General features: G+C 62.0%; 9 protein-coding genes. 6 read left to right on the top strand and 3 right to left on the bottom strand.

Annotated elements, in window-relative coordinates; translation table 11 throughout:
- Window positions 1-14 precede the first annotated feature (14 nt).
- From WIF35_RS03780 to lplT, 3 genes are all read right to left on the bottom strand, one after another.
- On the bottom strand, window positions 15-1,652 hold the full coding sequence (locus tag WIF35_RS03780) for a diguanylate cyclase (RefSeq protein ID WP_412480236.1): 1,638 nt from the start codon (window positions 1,650-1,652) through the stop codon (window positions 15-17).
- 128 nt (window positions 1,653-1,780) lie between these two features.
- Complete coding sequence (locus WIF35_RS03775; RefSeq protein ID WP_412480235.1) at window positions 1,781-2,548, bottom strand: hypothetical protein; 768 nt, start codon at window positions 2,546-2,548, stop codon at window positions 1,781-1,783.
- Between the two features lie 44 nt (window positions 2,549-2,592).
- On the bottom strand, window positions 2,593-3,858 hold the full coding sequence (lplT, locus tag WIF35_RS03770) for a lysophospholipid transporter LplT (RefSeq protein WP_412480234.1): 1,266 nt from the start codon (window positions 3,856-3,858) through the stop codon (window positions 2,593-2,595).
- Window positions 3,859-4,123: 265 nt separating this feature from the next.
- Between lplT and WIF35_RS03765 the strand changes: the two genes are divergently transcribed.
- The 6 genes from WIF35_RS03765 to WIF35_RS03740 all read left to right on the top strand — a co-directional run bounded on the left by WIF35_RS03765 (window position 4,124) and on the right by WIF35_RS03740 (window position 14,466).
- Window positions 4,124-5,026, top strand: a complete 903-nt coding sequence (locus WIF35_RS03765) for a LysR family transcriptional regulator (protein ID WP_412480233.1) — start codon at window positions 4,124-4,126, stop codon at window positions 5,024-5,026.
- On the top strand, window positions 5,023-6,117 hold the full coding sequence (alr, locus tag WIF35_RS03760) for an alanine racemase (protein WP_412480232.1): 1,095 nt from the start codon (window positions 5,023-5,025) through the stop codon (window positions 6,115-6,117). Before WIF35_RS03765 ends, alr begins: the two co-directional genes overlap by 4 nt.
- Window positions 6,118-7,479 (top strand): DNA repair protein RadA, encoded by a 1,362-nt coding sequence (gene radA / locus WIF35_RS03755; protein WP_412480231.1) that lies wholly within the window; start codon window positions 6,118-6,120, stop codon window positions 7,477-7,479.
- A 27-nt stretch (window positions 7,480-7,506) separates the two neighbouring features.
- Window positions 7,507-9,594 (top strand): putative bifunctional diguanylate cyclase/phosphodiesterase, encoded by a 2,088-nt coding sequence (locus WIF35_RS03750; RefSeq protein WP_412480230.1) that lies wholly within the window; start codon window positions 7,507-7,509, stop codon window positions 9,592-9,594.
- A complete protein-coding gene (locus tag WIF35_RS03745) occupies window positions 9,591-12,077 on the top strand; it encodes an ABC transporter permease (RefSeq protein ID WP_412480229.1) in 2,487 nt (828 codons plus the stop codon). Before WIF35_RS03750 ends, WIF35_RS03745 begins: the two co-directional genes overlap by 4 nt.
- Window positions 12,078-12,255: 178 nt before the next feature.
- Window positions 12,256-14,466: a YgiQ family radical SAM protein gene (locus WIF35_RS03740; protein ID WP_412481210.1), complete on the top strand. Its 2,211-nt coding sequence runs from the start codon at window positions 12,256-12,258 to the stop codon at window positions 14,464-14,466.
- Window positions 14,467-14,486: the final 20 nt, after the last annotated feature.

Raw genomic sequence — 14,486 nt, 5'->3', positions numbered from 1 at the left:
CCGCCATTGAGCCGTTAGGGCTCAGTCGCCAATCTGACGCAGTTGCGCCCGGCGTTTTTTGCAGCGTAGAGCGCCTGGTCGGCGCGTTTCAGAATCGAACCGTAGCCGACGTCTTCCTCGCGAGTGAGGCTGACCCCGATGCTGGCCGTGATCGGCAAGGACAAACCCTCGACGTTCAGAATCGAGCGTTCGATTTCGGCCCGTAAACGCTCGGCCGCGGCCAGCGCGCTGTCGGCATCGGCTTGGGGCAGGATGGCGGCGAATTCCTCGCCGCCGATTCTCGCCAGCGTATCGATTTCTCTCAACGCTTGTCGGGCTTGACTGGCGAAATGCCGCAGGACGCGGTCGCCGACGGCGTGGCCGTAGGTGTCGTTAACCTGTTTGAAGTGATCGAGGTCGATCATCAAAACAGCGGAAGGTTGGCCGCTACGTTTGCCGCGTAGTAGTTCGCGCTCGAGTTCCTCGGTAAAACAACGCCGATTGCTCAGGCCGGTCAGGTCGTCATGGGTGGCGAGGCGAAAGAGTTCCTCCTCTTTTTCTTTGACTTCGATGGCGCCAGCAATGATTTCGGCGATGGTGCGCAACACCGGTGCGTCGCTATCTTTCCAGTGCAGTGGAGTGCCACAGCCGGCCAGAGCGAGAAAGAACTCATATTCCTTGCCATGGTTGAGCTGGAGGCCCAATAAGCTGCCGATGCCCAGCTCATGGAGTTTTTCCTTGGCCTTCGCGTGGGGTTGCGACAGGACATCGAGCGACGGTAGCCAGACGATGCCGTCTTCGTCCTGGCGGCAAAACAGGCTGCTCATGATTGTGTCGTTCAGCGCGGGGGGCTCGCTACCGTCGCCGTATTGGGCAAAGGTTTGCCAATCGGAATTGCGCTCTCCGGGAATGCGGCGCAGCAGGTAGCAATAATTGGCGTGTGCCATCGAAGCCACCAATTTCAGAATCCAGCGGAGTCCTTCGTCCAGCTTGCTTCGATCTTGCGCGAGCAACCGGCGTCCGGCTTCGCTCATGGTGCGTTCGAGTTCCAGGCGATAGCTGATCAGGCGAAAGCCATAGACCAGTACGAAGACGACAATGGCAAGCAAGGTGCTGACGACGACCTCGGTCGTCAGCATGTCCTTGTTCAAGCGAGCTTCAACTTCGTCGCGGTAGGCGTGGATTCCCTGAGTCAGCAGGGTGAGGCCTTCCGAATAGTATTTCTTGTCGCGCTCATACTCTTCACCCAAAAGCAGCGCCGAGGCGTCAGCGGTGCGACCGGCACGGGATAACTCGAAGGCTTTTTTCTCGAAAGCGATAAGGCGCTCGTTGGCTTCGCTGGTTTGTTCCAGTGCCTTCTTGGCTTTCGGGAAGCGCCTGATGGTTTCGTCGATGGCCGCATCGAGTTGCGGTACGAAGCTGTCGTAGCGCTCCTGCCATGCCGGATTGCCGGTCATTGCGCCCATACGGGCCGACATGGTCAGAACTTCGTCGCTGTAGCGGATGGTTTCCGCCACTTGCAGTAGTTCCTGAATATCGAGGCGGGTCTCGCGATATTGATCGATACCACGGTAGGCGACTGCCCCCGCAGCGGCGAACAGCAGCAGGATCAGTGCAAGAACCAGCAGATAGCGCGACTCGAATTTAGTCGCTTTCTTTGTCTGTTCAACCATTGGGGCGCCCGTGGAGTGAGCGTTGTTGTTTGTCGTTAATTACGACGACAGACTAAAGCGTTCTTATGAAAATTACAAATATGTCATTTGGGAAAGCGCGCCTTTGTGGCTTTCATGCCCTGAATATCTCAGCGCAGTAGCCCGATTTCGGTCGCGGTGGTGGGGCCGATCAGGGTGTCGTCGAGACTTTCCGGGATCTCGGCGCGTTGCTCGTCGATAGGGGTGCGTCCGCCCATGATCTCGGCAAAGCGTTGCGGCAAGCGCGGATTGCGCTCGGGTTCAGCGTAGCCGGCAGGATAGACGGGTAGCAATGTGGCTGGGTCGTATTTGTCGGTGGCGCCAAAGGTGTGCAGCAACTCGTGCGTCAGAACGACGGAATTCTGCTTGCGTTGCAATCGACTGGCAAAGGCGTGGACGATGCCAACCTGACCTTTGCTCAGGCCGGTCGAATGGGGCAGGCGTGGTATCCGGTCGGGGTCATGGAAAAGGACGAAAAGGCGAACATGCGGCTTGGGTCCGGCGATGGCGTCGTGGCGAGAGGCCCACCAGCGGAGTTTCAGGCTCCAGACGATGGCGTCCAGCGCGCTGGCATGCTCCGGCGGCAGCGGAGGTTGCTCGGCCAGCGGTGGCGCCACGTTGAGGCTGATCGGGCGCAGCACCGGCTTGCCGTAGCGTTGGCTTTCCGCCTGCATCCACGCGGCGATGTCGGACAGCGACTCGGCATCCAGCGCACGCACGAAGCTTTGCGTGGCCGGTGAATCGTCGGCGGCGATAGGGTAAATGCCAACGTGGATGGTGTGTTCCCAGGCGGTCAGCCGACTGTTGGCCCGCCAGGCACCGAGGCCGACGGTGAGCAGAATGAACAGCAGGATCAGGATGCGGAGTTTGCGGAACATGCCGTGGCTATTTGCGGTGGGCGGCCATTCCTGGTGTCGGCGTTTCAGTGATGGGCGCTGTCGTCCAGATGCTGGACATCGTCGCGTTCGGCCTGGTTGGCCAGGTGGCGCTGGCGGATCAGATACATCAATCCGCTGACGAAGAGGCCGAACAGTGTCAGCACCCAGTAGATCGACAAATCCATCTTGATCATCAGGTAGTAGAGCCCCGTCATGATCAGGATCGACAGATTTTCGTTGAAATTCTGCACGGCGATGGAGTGGCCGGCGCCCATCAGGATATGGCCACGATGCTGCAACAGGGCGTTCATCGGGACGACGAAGAAGCCGGAGAGGCCGCCAATGAGGATGAGCAAGGGAACGGCCAGCCACAGGCTATGCACGAAATTCATCACCAGCACGATGATGCCCATGGCGATGCCGAGCGGGATGACCCGCACCGATTTGCGCAGGGTGACCAGTTTGGCGGCGATGATCGCCCCGAGGGCGACGCCGATGGCAGTGACGCCCTGCAACATCGAGGCTTTGGACAAGCCTAGGTTGAGCGCGGCTTCGGCCCATTTGATCACGATGAATTGCAAGGTGGCGCCGGCACCCCAGAACAGCGTGGTCACGGCCAGCGAAATCTGGCCCAGGCGGTCGCGCCAGAGCAGGACGAGGCAGTGGTTGAATTCATGCACCAGATACCAGGGGTTCTTCTTCAGCGGCTTGTGGTCGACGCCGGTGTCGGGCACGTAGAGGTTGAATAGCGCGGCAATGATGTACAGCACAGCAACGATGCAGATGGCCATTTCACCCACCGTGTCGACACCGGTGTCGAGGATGGGGAAATCGAAGGAAAGTATGTGGCTGGCAATCTCCGGGCGGATCAGCGTACCGCCGATCACGACGCCGAGGATGATGGCGCCGACGGTCAGCCCCTCGATCCAGCCGTTGGCGACGACGAGCAGGCGGTGCGGCAGGTATTCGGTCAGGATGCCGTACTTGGCCGGCGAATAGGCGGCGGCGCCGAGGCCGACCACGGCGTAGGCGAGCAGGGGATGGACGTTGAAGAACATCATGCTGCAACCGACGATCTTGATCGTGTTGCTGATCAACATCACCCGGCCCTTCGGCATCGAGTCGGCGAAGGCGCCGACAAAGGCGGCCAGAACGACGTAGGAGACCGTGAAGAAGGTCTTCAACAAAGGTTCGTATTCCGCCGGCGCCTGCATTTCACGCAATGCGGCAATAGCAGCGATCAGCAGGGCGTTGTCGGCCAGCGCGGAAAAAAACTGCGCGGCCATGATGATGTAGAAGCCAAACGGCACGGCGGACTTGTCTCTTATATATGACTTTGGGCGAGGTTTATACCACGCTTTGGCAACGGCGCAAGGCTTGTCTTGACAGCGGGTTTGTGCATAACAGTTCGATCATGCGCCTGTCTTGGGTAAAAGGCCAGACCATAGCGGCCGATGATGAAACTTCCGTGACAGCTGCGGTGCACGGGCGTTTTTGGCAAAAAATCAGCAGCTTGAGCGGCAAGGCTTCGGAATGTGTTGAAATAGCGTCCGCGCATCCCAAGGGAGAACCATCATGGCTGACCGGCGCCTGCAGGTCTTTCATGCCGTAGCCAAGCATCTGAGCTTCACGCGAGCCGCCGACGCGCTGTTCATGACGCAGCCGGCCGTCACCTTCCAGATCAAACAACTGGAGGAGCAGTACAGTACGCGCCTGTTCGAGCGGCGACACGGCAGCATCTCGCTGACGCCGGCCGGCGAACTGGTCTTGTCCTACGCCGAGAAAATCCTCGCCTTGTCAGACGAGATGGAAACCCGCCTGTCGGAAATGACCGGCGAGATGCGTGGCCCCTTGCTGGTCGGCGCCAGCACGACCATCGCCGAATTCATGCTGCCGCGCGTGCTGGGCGAATTCAACGCACTCTACCCGCAAGTGCGCGCCCGGCTGATCGTGGCCAATTCGGAAAGCATCGAAAGCCGCGTCGCCGAACACACGCTGGATGTCGGGCTGATCGAGGCGCCGGCCAAGCTGTCGGGCCTGACCAGCGTCATCTGCTGCGAGGACGAGTTGCGCGCCGTCTGCGCTCCCGATTATCCGCTGGCGGAAATGAAGTCGGTGTCGCCGCAGGTTCTGTCCGAATACGAATTCATTTCGCGCGAACCGGGTTCCGGCACGCGCGAAATCACCGATACCTATTTCCGTAGCCACAAGATCAAGCCGGATAGCCTGAAGACCCAGATGGAACTGGGTAGCCCGGAAGCGCTGAAAGGCGTTGTCGCCACCGGCCTGGGCTTTGCCATCGTGTCGCGGGCCGTGGTCGAGAAGGAAACCCAGCTCGGCGAACTGGTTTCGATTCCGCTCGATCCGCCGCTCAAGCGCAGCTTCCACCTGATACACCCGGAAGACCGCTTCCAGTCCCGCCTGATCGCCACCTTCATCGATTTTGCCAAGAGCAAGCTGAAAGAACTGGCTTTATGAAGACTTCCCGCCCCATCCGGGCGCGCATTGCGCCGGCGGCCCTGTTGCACAACTACCGGGTGGTTAAGCGCCACGCCGCCAACGCTCGCGCCTGGGCAGTGATCAAGGCCAATGCCTACGGCCATGGGCAATGGCGTGCCGTAGACGCATTGCGCGAAGAGGCTGACGGCTTCGCCATCCTGGAAACGGAAAACGGCGTCGCCCTGCGCGAAGCCGGCGTTAGCCAACCCATCCTGCTGCTCGAAGGCATTTTCAGCACGCGCGATGCCCGCGCCGTGCGCGAATACGGTTTGACCACGGTCATCCATTGCTCCGAGCAACTGGACATGTTCCTCGATGCCGGCCCGCTCGCCGCGCCGCAGGAGGTTTACGTCAAACTCAATACCGGCATGAACCGGCTCGGTTTCACCGACAAAACGCTGCCGCTGGCGCTGGAACGGCTGCGTGCCCAGGAAAACTTGAAGCTAACCTTGATGACTCATTTTGCCGAAGCCGACGGCGAGCGTGGCATTGCCTGGCAGCTCGAACGCTTCAAGGCGATGAGCGCTGGCTGGACGGGCGGCGTCTGCCTGGCCAATTCGGCGGCCATTCTCGATTTTCCCGAAACCCATGGCGATTGGGTGCGTCCCGGCATCGTCCTCTATGGCGCCAGCCCCTTCGTCGACCGTAGCGCGGCCGATCTCGGCCTGCAGCCGGTGATGACCCTGGAGAGCGCGCTGATCGGCGTCCAGGAACTGCAAGCCGGCGAGCGCGTCGGGTATGGCGGAACCTTCACAGCGGACAAGCCGATGCGCATCGGCATCGTCGCCTGCGGCTACGCCGATGGCTACCCGCGCCACGCCCCGAGCGGCACGCCGATTGCCGTGCTGGGCCAACGTACGCGTACCGTCGGCCGGGTGTCGATGGACATGCTGGCCTGCGACATCACCGACATTCCCGACGCCGGCCTCGGTGCGCCGGTGACGCTGTGGGGCAAGGGCATCGCCGGCGAGGTGCCGGCCGACGAAGTGGCTACGGCCGCCGGTACCATTGCCTACGAATTGTTCTGTGCCTTGGCCCCGCGGGTGCCTACTGCGGTGGACGGGCTGTAAATGGCAAAAACCAAGACCATCTATAGCTGCACCGAGTGCGGCGCGACTAGCCCGAAATGGCAGGGGCAGTGCCCCGGCTGCGGCGAATGGAATACGCTGGTCGAGGCGATTGCCGAAAAAGCGCCGGCCAATCACCGCTTCGAATCGCTGGCGCCAAATGCCAAGTTGCAGACCCTGTCGGAAATCGAGGCGCGCGAAGCGGAGCGTATCCCTACCGGAATTTCCGAGTTTGACCGGGCGCTTGGCGGCGGATTGGTTGCCGGCGGCGTCGTGCTGATCGGTGGCGACCCCGGCATCGGCAAGAGCACCTTGCTGTTGCAGGCGCTATCGCATCTGTCGACCGGCCACAAGGTGCTCTACGTCAGCGGCGAGGAGTCGGGTGAGCAGGTCGCCTTGCGGGCGCGTCGTTTGAGCCTTGATACCCGCCAACTCCAGTTGATGGCCGAGATCAACCTGGAGCGCATCCTGGCCACGCTGCAGGCGGAAAAGCCGCAGGTCGCGGTGATCGATTCGATCCAGACCCTGTGGTCGGATCAGCTCTCCAGTGCGCCGGGATCGGTCGCCCAGGTGCGCGAATGCGCAGCGCAACTGACCCGCCTGGCCAAGCAATCGGGCATCACGGTGATCCTGGTCGGCCATGTGACCAAGGAGGGCGCCCTGGCCGGGCCACGCGTGCTCGAGCACATCGTCGATACCGTGCTCTATTTCGAAGGCGACACGCATTCCAGCTTCCGTCTGGTACGAGCCTTCAAGAATCGCTTTGGCGCGGTCAATGAACTGGGCGTCTTCGCCATGACCGACAAGGGGCTGAAGGGCGTGAACAACCCGTCGGCGCTTTTCCTGTCGCAGCACGGGCAGGACGTGGCCGGTTCCTGCGTCTTGGTGACGCAGGAAGGAACACGACCGCTACTGGTGGAAATCCAGGCGCTGGTCGATACGGCGCACGGCAATCCGCGACGGCTCACGGTGGGCCTGGATGCGCAGCGTCTGGCCATGCTGCTGGCGGTCTTGCACCGGCACGCCGGTGTGGTCTGCTTCGATCAGGATGTTTTCGTCAATGCCGTTGGCGGCGTCAAGATCAGCGAGCCGGCAGCCGATCTGGCGGTACTCTTGTCCATCACCTCGTCGCTGAAGAACAAGCCCTTGCCGGCCAAGCTGATCGTGTTCGGCGAGGTCGGGCTGGCCGGTGAAATTCGCCCGGCACCGCGCGGGCAGGAGCGTTTGAAGGAAGCAGCCAAGCTCGGTTTCACACGCGCCCTGATTCCTGAAGCGAATCGGCCCAAACAAGCGATACCGGGCATGGAGGTCATTGCCGTCAAACGCGTGGAGGAAGCGGTGGCGCGCCTGCGTGAGTTGGAATAAGCTTGGAGGCCTAATACTTTAGAACTAATGTTTAATTTATCGCGCTATTTCTCGACGGTCAGTTTCATCCTGATCGTTCTGGCGGCCGGCATACTCGGGCCGCTATATCGCCATCTTTCGCTGCAGCAGATGAAAGATCTGGCGGAGAGCCGCAATGTGGCGATGGCGCAGGTCTTCGAAAATTCCCTGCGTGGCTTGATGGGCGATCTCATCGACTCGTCGGTCGGCAGTAATGTCGGTAGCGGGCGGAATTCTCGCCAAGCCGACGAATTGCGTCGCCAGGTGGTCGAACTGATGCGCGATACGGCAGTCATCAAGGTCAAGGTCTATAACCGCAATGGGGTGACCATCTTCTCGACCAATCCGGCGCAGGTCGGCGAGAGCAAGCTGGATAACCCGGGTTTCAAGGCGGCGATGAATGGCGAAGTCGTCTCGGAACTGACCCACCGCAACAGCACGGACAGCTTCGAGGGCACCGTTTCCGAGGTCGATCTGCTGGCCAGCTATATTCCGATCAAGGGCAAGCATCCGGTTCCGGTGGGGGTTTTCGAGCTCTACCAGGACGTCACGCCGTTCACCAGCAGCCTGAAAAAGGGGTTGTGGGTGGTGACCATGGGCGTCTTCTCCGTCTTCGCCATGCTCTACCTGATGCAATTCCTGGTCGTCCGTCGCGCCCAGCGCATTTTGACCGACCAGGAGGGGCGCCTGAAGGCGGCGCGCGATACGCTTGAATTGCAGGTGGAGTCGCGCACCGAGGAGTTGAAGCGGACCAACGCACAGCTGGAAGATGAAATCGCCGAGCGGCGTCAGGCAGAGAGCAAGCTGAATTACCTGGCCTATCACGATCCGCTGACCGGCCTGGCGAATCGCCGCTGCTTCCTGGAGCGCCTGGAAGCTTCGATGCGCGAGGCGAAGCAGAACGGGCAACGCCTGGCGGTGCTGTTCATCGATCTCGACCAGTTCAAGCAGGTCAACGATTCGCTCGGGCACGGCATCGGCGACGAATTGCTCGTTGTCGTGGCTGAGCGCTTGTCAGAGCATGTGCGCCTGATCGACATGCTGGCCCGTTTGGGCGGCGATGAATTCATCTGTTTGATGGAAGGCCTGGCCGGGGAGACCGATGTCGAAACCCTAGCCAGGGAAATTCTCGCCACCTTCGATCAGCCTTTCCGGATCGGTGCGCACGAACTGTTTCTTTCGGCGTCGGTCGGCATCAGCCTGTTCCCAGGCGATGGCGGCAGCGTACTCGATCTGATGCGCAATGCCGATACGGCGATGTACCGCGCCAAGGCGGCCGGCCGCGGACAGTATTACTTCTACACCTCGGCCATGACGCGCGATGCGCAGGAGCGCATCCGCATGGAGAACCTGCTGCGGCGGGCGTTGGCCAATGGCGAATTGACGGTCTTCCTGCAACCTCAGGTCGAAACGCAAAGCGGACGTCTTGTCGGCGCCGAGGCCCTGGTGCGCTGGCATAGCCCGGAACTCGGCGAGGTCAAGCCGGTTCGCTTCATTCCGATCGCAGAAGAGTCGGGTCTGATCGTACCGCTCGGCGAATGGGTGCTGCGCGAAACCTGCCGTCAGGTCATGCAATGGCGCGACAATGGGTTCGAATTGCCACATGTTTCGGTCAATCTGTCGGTTAAGCAGCTCGAGCGACCGGAATTCGTCGATACGCTGGCGGCCATCCTGCGCGAAACTGGCATGAATCCGTCTTGGCTGAAGCTGGAATTGACCGAATCAGTGGTCATGGCGGTCGGCCAGTCCTTCGATCTGCTCGACCGCCTGCGCGATCTCGGGGTCATGCTGGCCCTGGATGATTTCGGTACCGGCTATTCCTCGCTCAGTTACCTGAAGATGCTGCCAGTGCAGCAATTGAAGATCGACCGGTCCTTCGTCGAGGGTATCGGCCAGAATCCGGATGACGAGGCGATCATCCGCACCGTCATGGAATTGGCCAACAGCCTGGGCTTCGAAGTGGTGGCCGAAGGCGTCGAGACCGAGCAGCAGGCCGATTTTCTCGGCCAGCTCGGTTGCCAGCAGTTGCAGGGATTCCTGCACGGACGCGCGGTGCCGGCCGAGGAGTTCCGCTCGCGCTGGGCCGAACCCACATGATCCGCCTGGCCTGGCGCCTGCTGCGCCGGGAATTGCGCTCCGGCGAACTGCGCCTGCTGTTTGCTTCGCTGGTCGTTGCCGTGGCGGCGGTCAGCGCTGTCGGGTTTTTCGCCGACCGGGTCCGGCAGGCGCTGGACCGCCAGGCGCAGCAGATGATGGGCGGCGACCTGGTCGTCAGTGCCGAGCATCCGCTGGCCGAAGCCTATGCCGGGGAGGCAAGAAGGCAAGGACTGCGTGTTGCTGAGGCCTGGTTATTCCCGAGCATGGTGTTTTCCGGTGCACAGCCTCAACTGGCCGAAATCAAGGCCGTCAGCGGGGATTATCCGCTGCGTGGCGAGCTGGGTGTGGCGCCCGCGGTGCAGCAGCCGGTCCAAGCCATGGAGCAAGGACCAACCAAGGGGAGTGCCTGGCCCGATGAGCGTTTGGCCAGTGCGCTGAACCTGCAACCCGGCCAAACGCTGGGTCTAGGTGCGGTGCGTCTCGAAGCTGGCGGCATCCTGACCCAGGAACCCGATCGCGGGGTCAATTTCTTCAACCTGGCACCGCGGCTGATGATGCATCTGGATGATTTGCCGGCGTCCGGACTGATCCAGCCCGGCTCGCGTATTCGCTACCGCTTGATGGTGGCCGGCGAGGGCAGGGCCGTCGAGGCCTACAAGCGCTGGCTGACGCCGCGCCTGGCCGGCGGCGAAAGGATCGAGGACATCCAGAACGCCCGCCCCGAGGTGCGCAACATCCTGGATCGCGCCCAGCGTTTCCTCGGTCTGGCGACACTGCTGACGGTCATCCTGGCTGCCGTGGCCGCAGCCTTGTCGGCCAGACGCTACCTGCAGCGTCATCTCGATGCCTGTGCGGTGATGCGCTGCCTCGGCGCGACGCAGGGCGAGTTGCTCCGTCTGCACGCCTTGCTTTTCGTCTGGTTGGCAGCATTGGCGGCGCTGCTGGGCAGCTTGCTCGGCTATGCGGCGCATTTTGTCCTGGCCGAATGGCTGCTGCGGCTATTTACCATCCAGTTGCCGCCGCCGGGAGTTGCAGCGCTGTATCCGGCGCTGGCCATCGGGGTGGTGCTGCTTTTCGGATTCGCTTTCCCGCCGTTGTTGCAATTGGCCAGCGTGCCGACCTTGCGCGTTCTGCGCCGCGAAATGGGGCCAGCCAATCGCTGGCAGATCATCGGTTACTTACTTGGGTTACTCTTGCTGGCCGGCTTGATCGTCATCGTTGCCGGTAATGCCAAACTCGGCGGCATTGCCGTTGGCGGATTTGTCATGGCCCTAGGGGTATTCTGGCTGGTAGCGCGGGCCATCGTGTTGCTCCTTGGGCGAATGCGCGGCGTTGTTGGCTTCGGTTGGCGGCAGGGATTGGCCAGTCTGGCCAAGCACGGCGCATCGAGCACGCTGCAGATCGTGGCGCTGGCCATCGGCCTGATGGCCATGATCCTGCTCACTGTAACCCGTGCTGAATTGCTCGATGCTTGGCAACAAACGGTGCCGGTCGATGCGCCGAACCGTTTTGTCATCAACATCCAGCCAGACCAACGTGATGGCGTTGCCGATTTTCTGCAAAGTGCCGGTGTCGAAGCCGAGCTGTCGCCGATGATCCGCGGCCGCCTGACGCAGATTGCCGGCAAGCCGGTCAGCGCCGCCAGCTATCCCGAGGACGAGCGGGCGCAACGTCTGGTCGAGCGCGAATTCAATCTTTCCTGGCGAGCGACCGTGCCGCCCGGCAATCGTGTCGTTGCCGGTGTCTGGGCGGGCGAGGAGGCGCGCGGGCAGGGTGTTGCTTCGGTTGAGGAAGGATTGGCCAAGACACTCGGTATTCGTCTGGGCGACGAGTTGGTGTTTTCGGTGGCCGGGCGCGAGCAGACGATGAAAGTCGGTAGTTTGCGCAAGCTCGATTGGGACTCGATGCGCGTCAATTTCTTCGTGTTGACCCCGCCGGGCGTGCTGGACGATGCCAACGCCAGCTATATCACCAGTTTTCATTTGAACGCGGACGATAAAACGACTCTGCCGGAGCTGTTGAAGCGCTATCCGAACCTGACGGTGATCGACATTGGTGCGATGCTCGGCCAGTTGCAGAACATCATCGGTCAGGTCAGCGCCGCGATCCAGTTCGTCTTCCTGTTCACGCTGCTGGCCGGGGCGCTGGTGTTGCAGGCCGCCTTGCTGTCGGCTTTCGATGAGCGGCGTTACGAATTGGCCGTGATGCGGGCCTTGGGAGCCTTGCGCGGCCAGCTCCGGCGAGCGATGGCCGTCGAACTGGCCGTGATCGGTGCCTGTGCCGGGCTGATCGCGGCGCTGGCGGCGGCGGCTGTCGGTTGGGCCATTGCCACCCGCGCCTTCGATTTATCGCTGCACTTCGATCCGTGGCCCATCCTGCTGGCGCCACTGGCCGGCGCGGCGCTGACCTTGCTGGTTGGCTGGATGCTGGCCCGTCGCCTGTTGGCGACACCACCGCTTGAGGCGCTGCGTAGCGGCGCCTGACGATCGCTGCGAACTCTTTGCCGGTAAAGCGGTCAATGCGCCGCCGCGGTAGCTTCGCCGCGAGCGTTTTGGCTCTCAGGTAAAATAGCGCATGCTTTCGAACACCCAAACCCCGCGTCCGCTCTTCGGCTATCGCAAATTCTGGGCGCACCGTTTCGGTCCCGCCCCCTTCCTGCCGATGTCTCGCGCCGAGATGGAACAACTCGGTTGGGATTCCTGCGACATCATTCTCGTGACCGGCGACGCCTATATCGATCACCCGAGTTTCGGCATGGCGCTGATCGGGCGCCTGCTCGAAGGGCAGGGCTTCCGTGTCGGCATCATCAGCCAGCCGGACTGGAATTCGGCAGCCGACTTCCGCAAGCTGGGCAAACCGAATCTGTTTTTCGGCGTCACGGCCGGCAACATGGATTCGATGGTCAATCGCTACACCTCCGACCGCAAGATCCGCTCCGACGACGCCTACACGCCCAACGCCGAGCCGAACAAGCGTCCGGATCGCGCTGTCACCGTCTATGCCCAGCGTTGTCGCGAGGCGTTTTCCGGGACGCCGGTGATCATCGGCTCCATTGAGGCCAGCCTGCGCCGCATTGCGCATTACGACTATTGGTCGGACAAGGTGCGCCGCTCCGTGTTGCCCGATTCCAAGGCCGATTTGCTGGTCTTCGGCAATGCCGAACGCGCCATCGTCGAGATTGCCCATCGCCTGGCCAAGGGCGACAAGGTGGGCGAGATTCGCGATATCCGCGGCACGGCCTTCATGACGCCGCCGGGCTGGCTGCCTTCCGACGAATGGGAGGTGATGGATTCGACCGAGGTCGATACGCCGGGGCCGCTGGTCAAGCATGCCGACCCGTACGCTATGGATTCTGGCCAAAATGCCGCGTCCACCGCAGCAGTGGCTGCCGATGGCGCACAACCGGTGCGCATCGTCTCGCGCAGCGAGCGCCTGGCCGCCCGCCGCGAGCGCCGCGCCCATACGGTCGTGCGTCTGCCGAGCTATGAGCAGGTCAAGGACGACCCGGTGCTCTACGCCCATGCCTCGCGCACCTTCCACCTCGAATCCAACCCCGGCAATGCGCGGGCCTTGGTGCAGGCGCATGGTGAGCGCGACGTCTGGCTCAATCCGCCGCCGATTCCGCTGTCCACCGAGGAGCTGGACGCCGTTTACGAAGCGCCATATGCCCGTCGGCCGCATCCGAGCTATGGCGAGGCCAAAATTCCCGCCTGGGAGATGATCCGTTTCTCGGTCAACATCATGCGCGGCTGTTTCGGCGGCTGTACCTTCTGCTCGATCACCGAGCACGAGGGGCGCATCATCCAGAGTCGTTCCGAGGATTCGATCATTCGCGAGATCGAGGAAATGCGCGACAAGACGCCGGGCTTTACCGGTGTCGTCACCGACCTCGGTGGGCCGACGGCCAACATGTATCACCTGAAATGCAAGGACGAGAAGATCGAGTCGTCCTGTCGCCGTTTGTCCTGCGTCTACCCGGACATCTGCGAGAACATGAATACCGATCACTCGCAGCTGATTTCGCTCTACCGCCGGGCGCGTGCAATCAAGGGGGTGAAGCGCATCACCATCGGCTCAGGCCTGCGCTATGATCTGGCTGTGCGCTCGCCGGAATACATCAAGGAACTGGTCCAGCACCACGTCGGCGGCTACCTGAAGATCGCGCCGGAGCATACCGAGGAAGGCCCGCTCTCCAAGATGATGAAGCCGGGCATCGGGACCTACGACCGCTTCAAGCAGTTGTTCGACCGCTTCTCGCGCGAAGCCGGCAAAGAGCAATACTTGATCCCGTATTTCATCGCCGCCCATCCGGGGACGCAGGACGAGGACATGGTCAATCTGGCGCTGTGGCTGAAAAAGAACAACTTCCGCCTCGACCAGGTGCAGACCTTCCTGCCAACACCGATGGCGCTGGCGACGACGATGTACCACACCGAACGCAACCCGCTGAAGAAGCTGCATCGGCTGGGCGGGGAAGTGGTCGGGGCCGTGCGCAACGGACGTCAGCGCAAGCTGCACAAGGCTTTCCTGCGTTATCACGATCCGGAAAACTGGCCGCTGTTGCGCGAGGCGCTGAAGGAAATGGGCCGCGCCGACTTGATCGGCAACGGCAAGAAACAACTGGTGCCGGCCTGGCAACCGGCCGGTACGGGCATGAAGGCGGCCGCCATCGTGGCGACGGCGCAACGCGCGCAGTCCAAGGCCGCGCCTGCCGCCGGGAAGCCGGGCGGCAAATTTGGCCAAAATCGCCCGTCCACCGCAGCAGCGAGCCGTGGCCGTCCCGGACAACCTGCTCGGGCGACTGGTGCGGGCGGGCGCAATGACACTTATGGAAAACCGAGCCAGCCGGCGCGTAAAAAGCGCCCAAGCTGAGCCTGATCAAGGGAGAACAC

It is taken from the genome of Azonexus sp. IMCC34839 (assembly GCF_047047955.1).
Classification (GTDB): Bacteria; Pseudomonadota; Gammaproteobacteria; order Burkholderiales; family Rhodocyclaceae; genus Azonexus.
This window is presented reverse-complemented; position numbering and strand designations above follow the sequence as displayed.

Coding starts and splice junctions, on each gene's coding strand:
- WIF35_RS03780 (WP_412480236.1), bottom strand. CDS start 1,652: ATGGTTGAACAGACAAAGAAAGCGACTAAATTCGAGTCGCGCTATCTG.
- WIF35_RS03775 (WP_412480235.1), bottom strand. CDS start 2,548: ATGTTCCGCAAACTCCGCATCCTGATCCTGCTGTTCATTCTGCTCACC.
- WIF35_RS03765 (WP_412480233.1), top strand. CDS start 4,124: ATGGCTGACCGGCGCCTGCAGGTCTTTCATGCCGTAGCCAAGCATCTG.
- alr (WP_412480232.1), top strand. CDS start 5,023: ATGAAGACTTCCCGCCCCATCCGGGCGCGCATTGCGCCGGCGGCCCTG.
- radA (WP_412480231.1), top strand. CDS start 6,118: ATGGCAAAAACCAAGACCATCTATAGCTGCACCGAGTGCGGCGCGACT.
- WIF35_RS03750 (WP_412480230.1), top strand. CDS start 7,507: ATGTTTAATTTATCGCGCTATTTCTCGACGGTCAGTTTCATCCTGATC.
- WIF35_RS03745 (WP_412480229.1), top strand. CDS start 9,591: ATGATCCGCCTGGCCTGGCGCCTGCTGCGCCGGGAATTGCGCTCCGGC.
- WIF35_RS03740 (WP_412481210.1), top strand. CDS start 12,256: ATGTCTCGCGCCGAGATGGAACAACTCGGTTGGGATTCCTGCGACATC.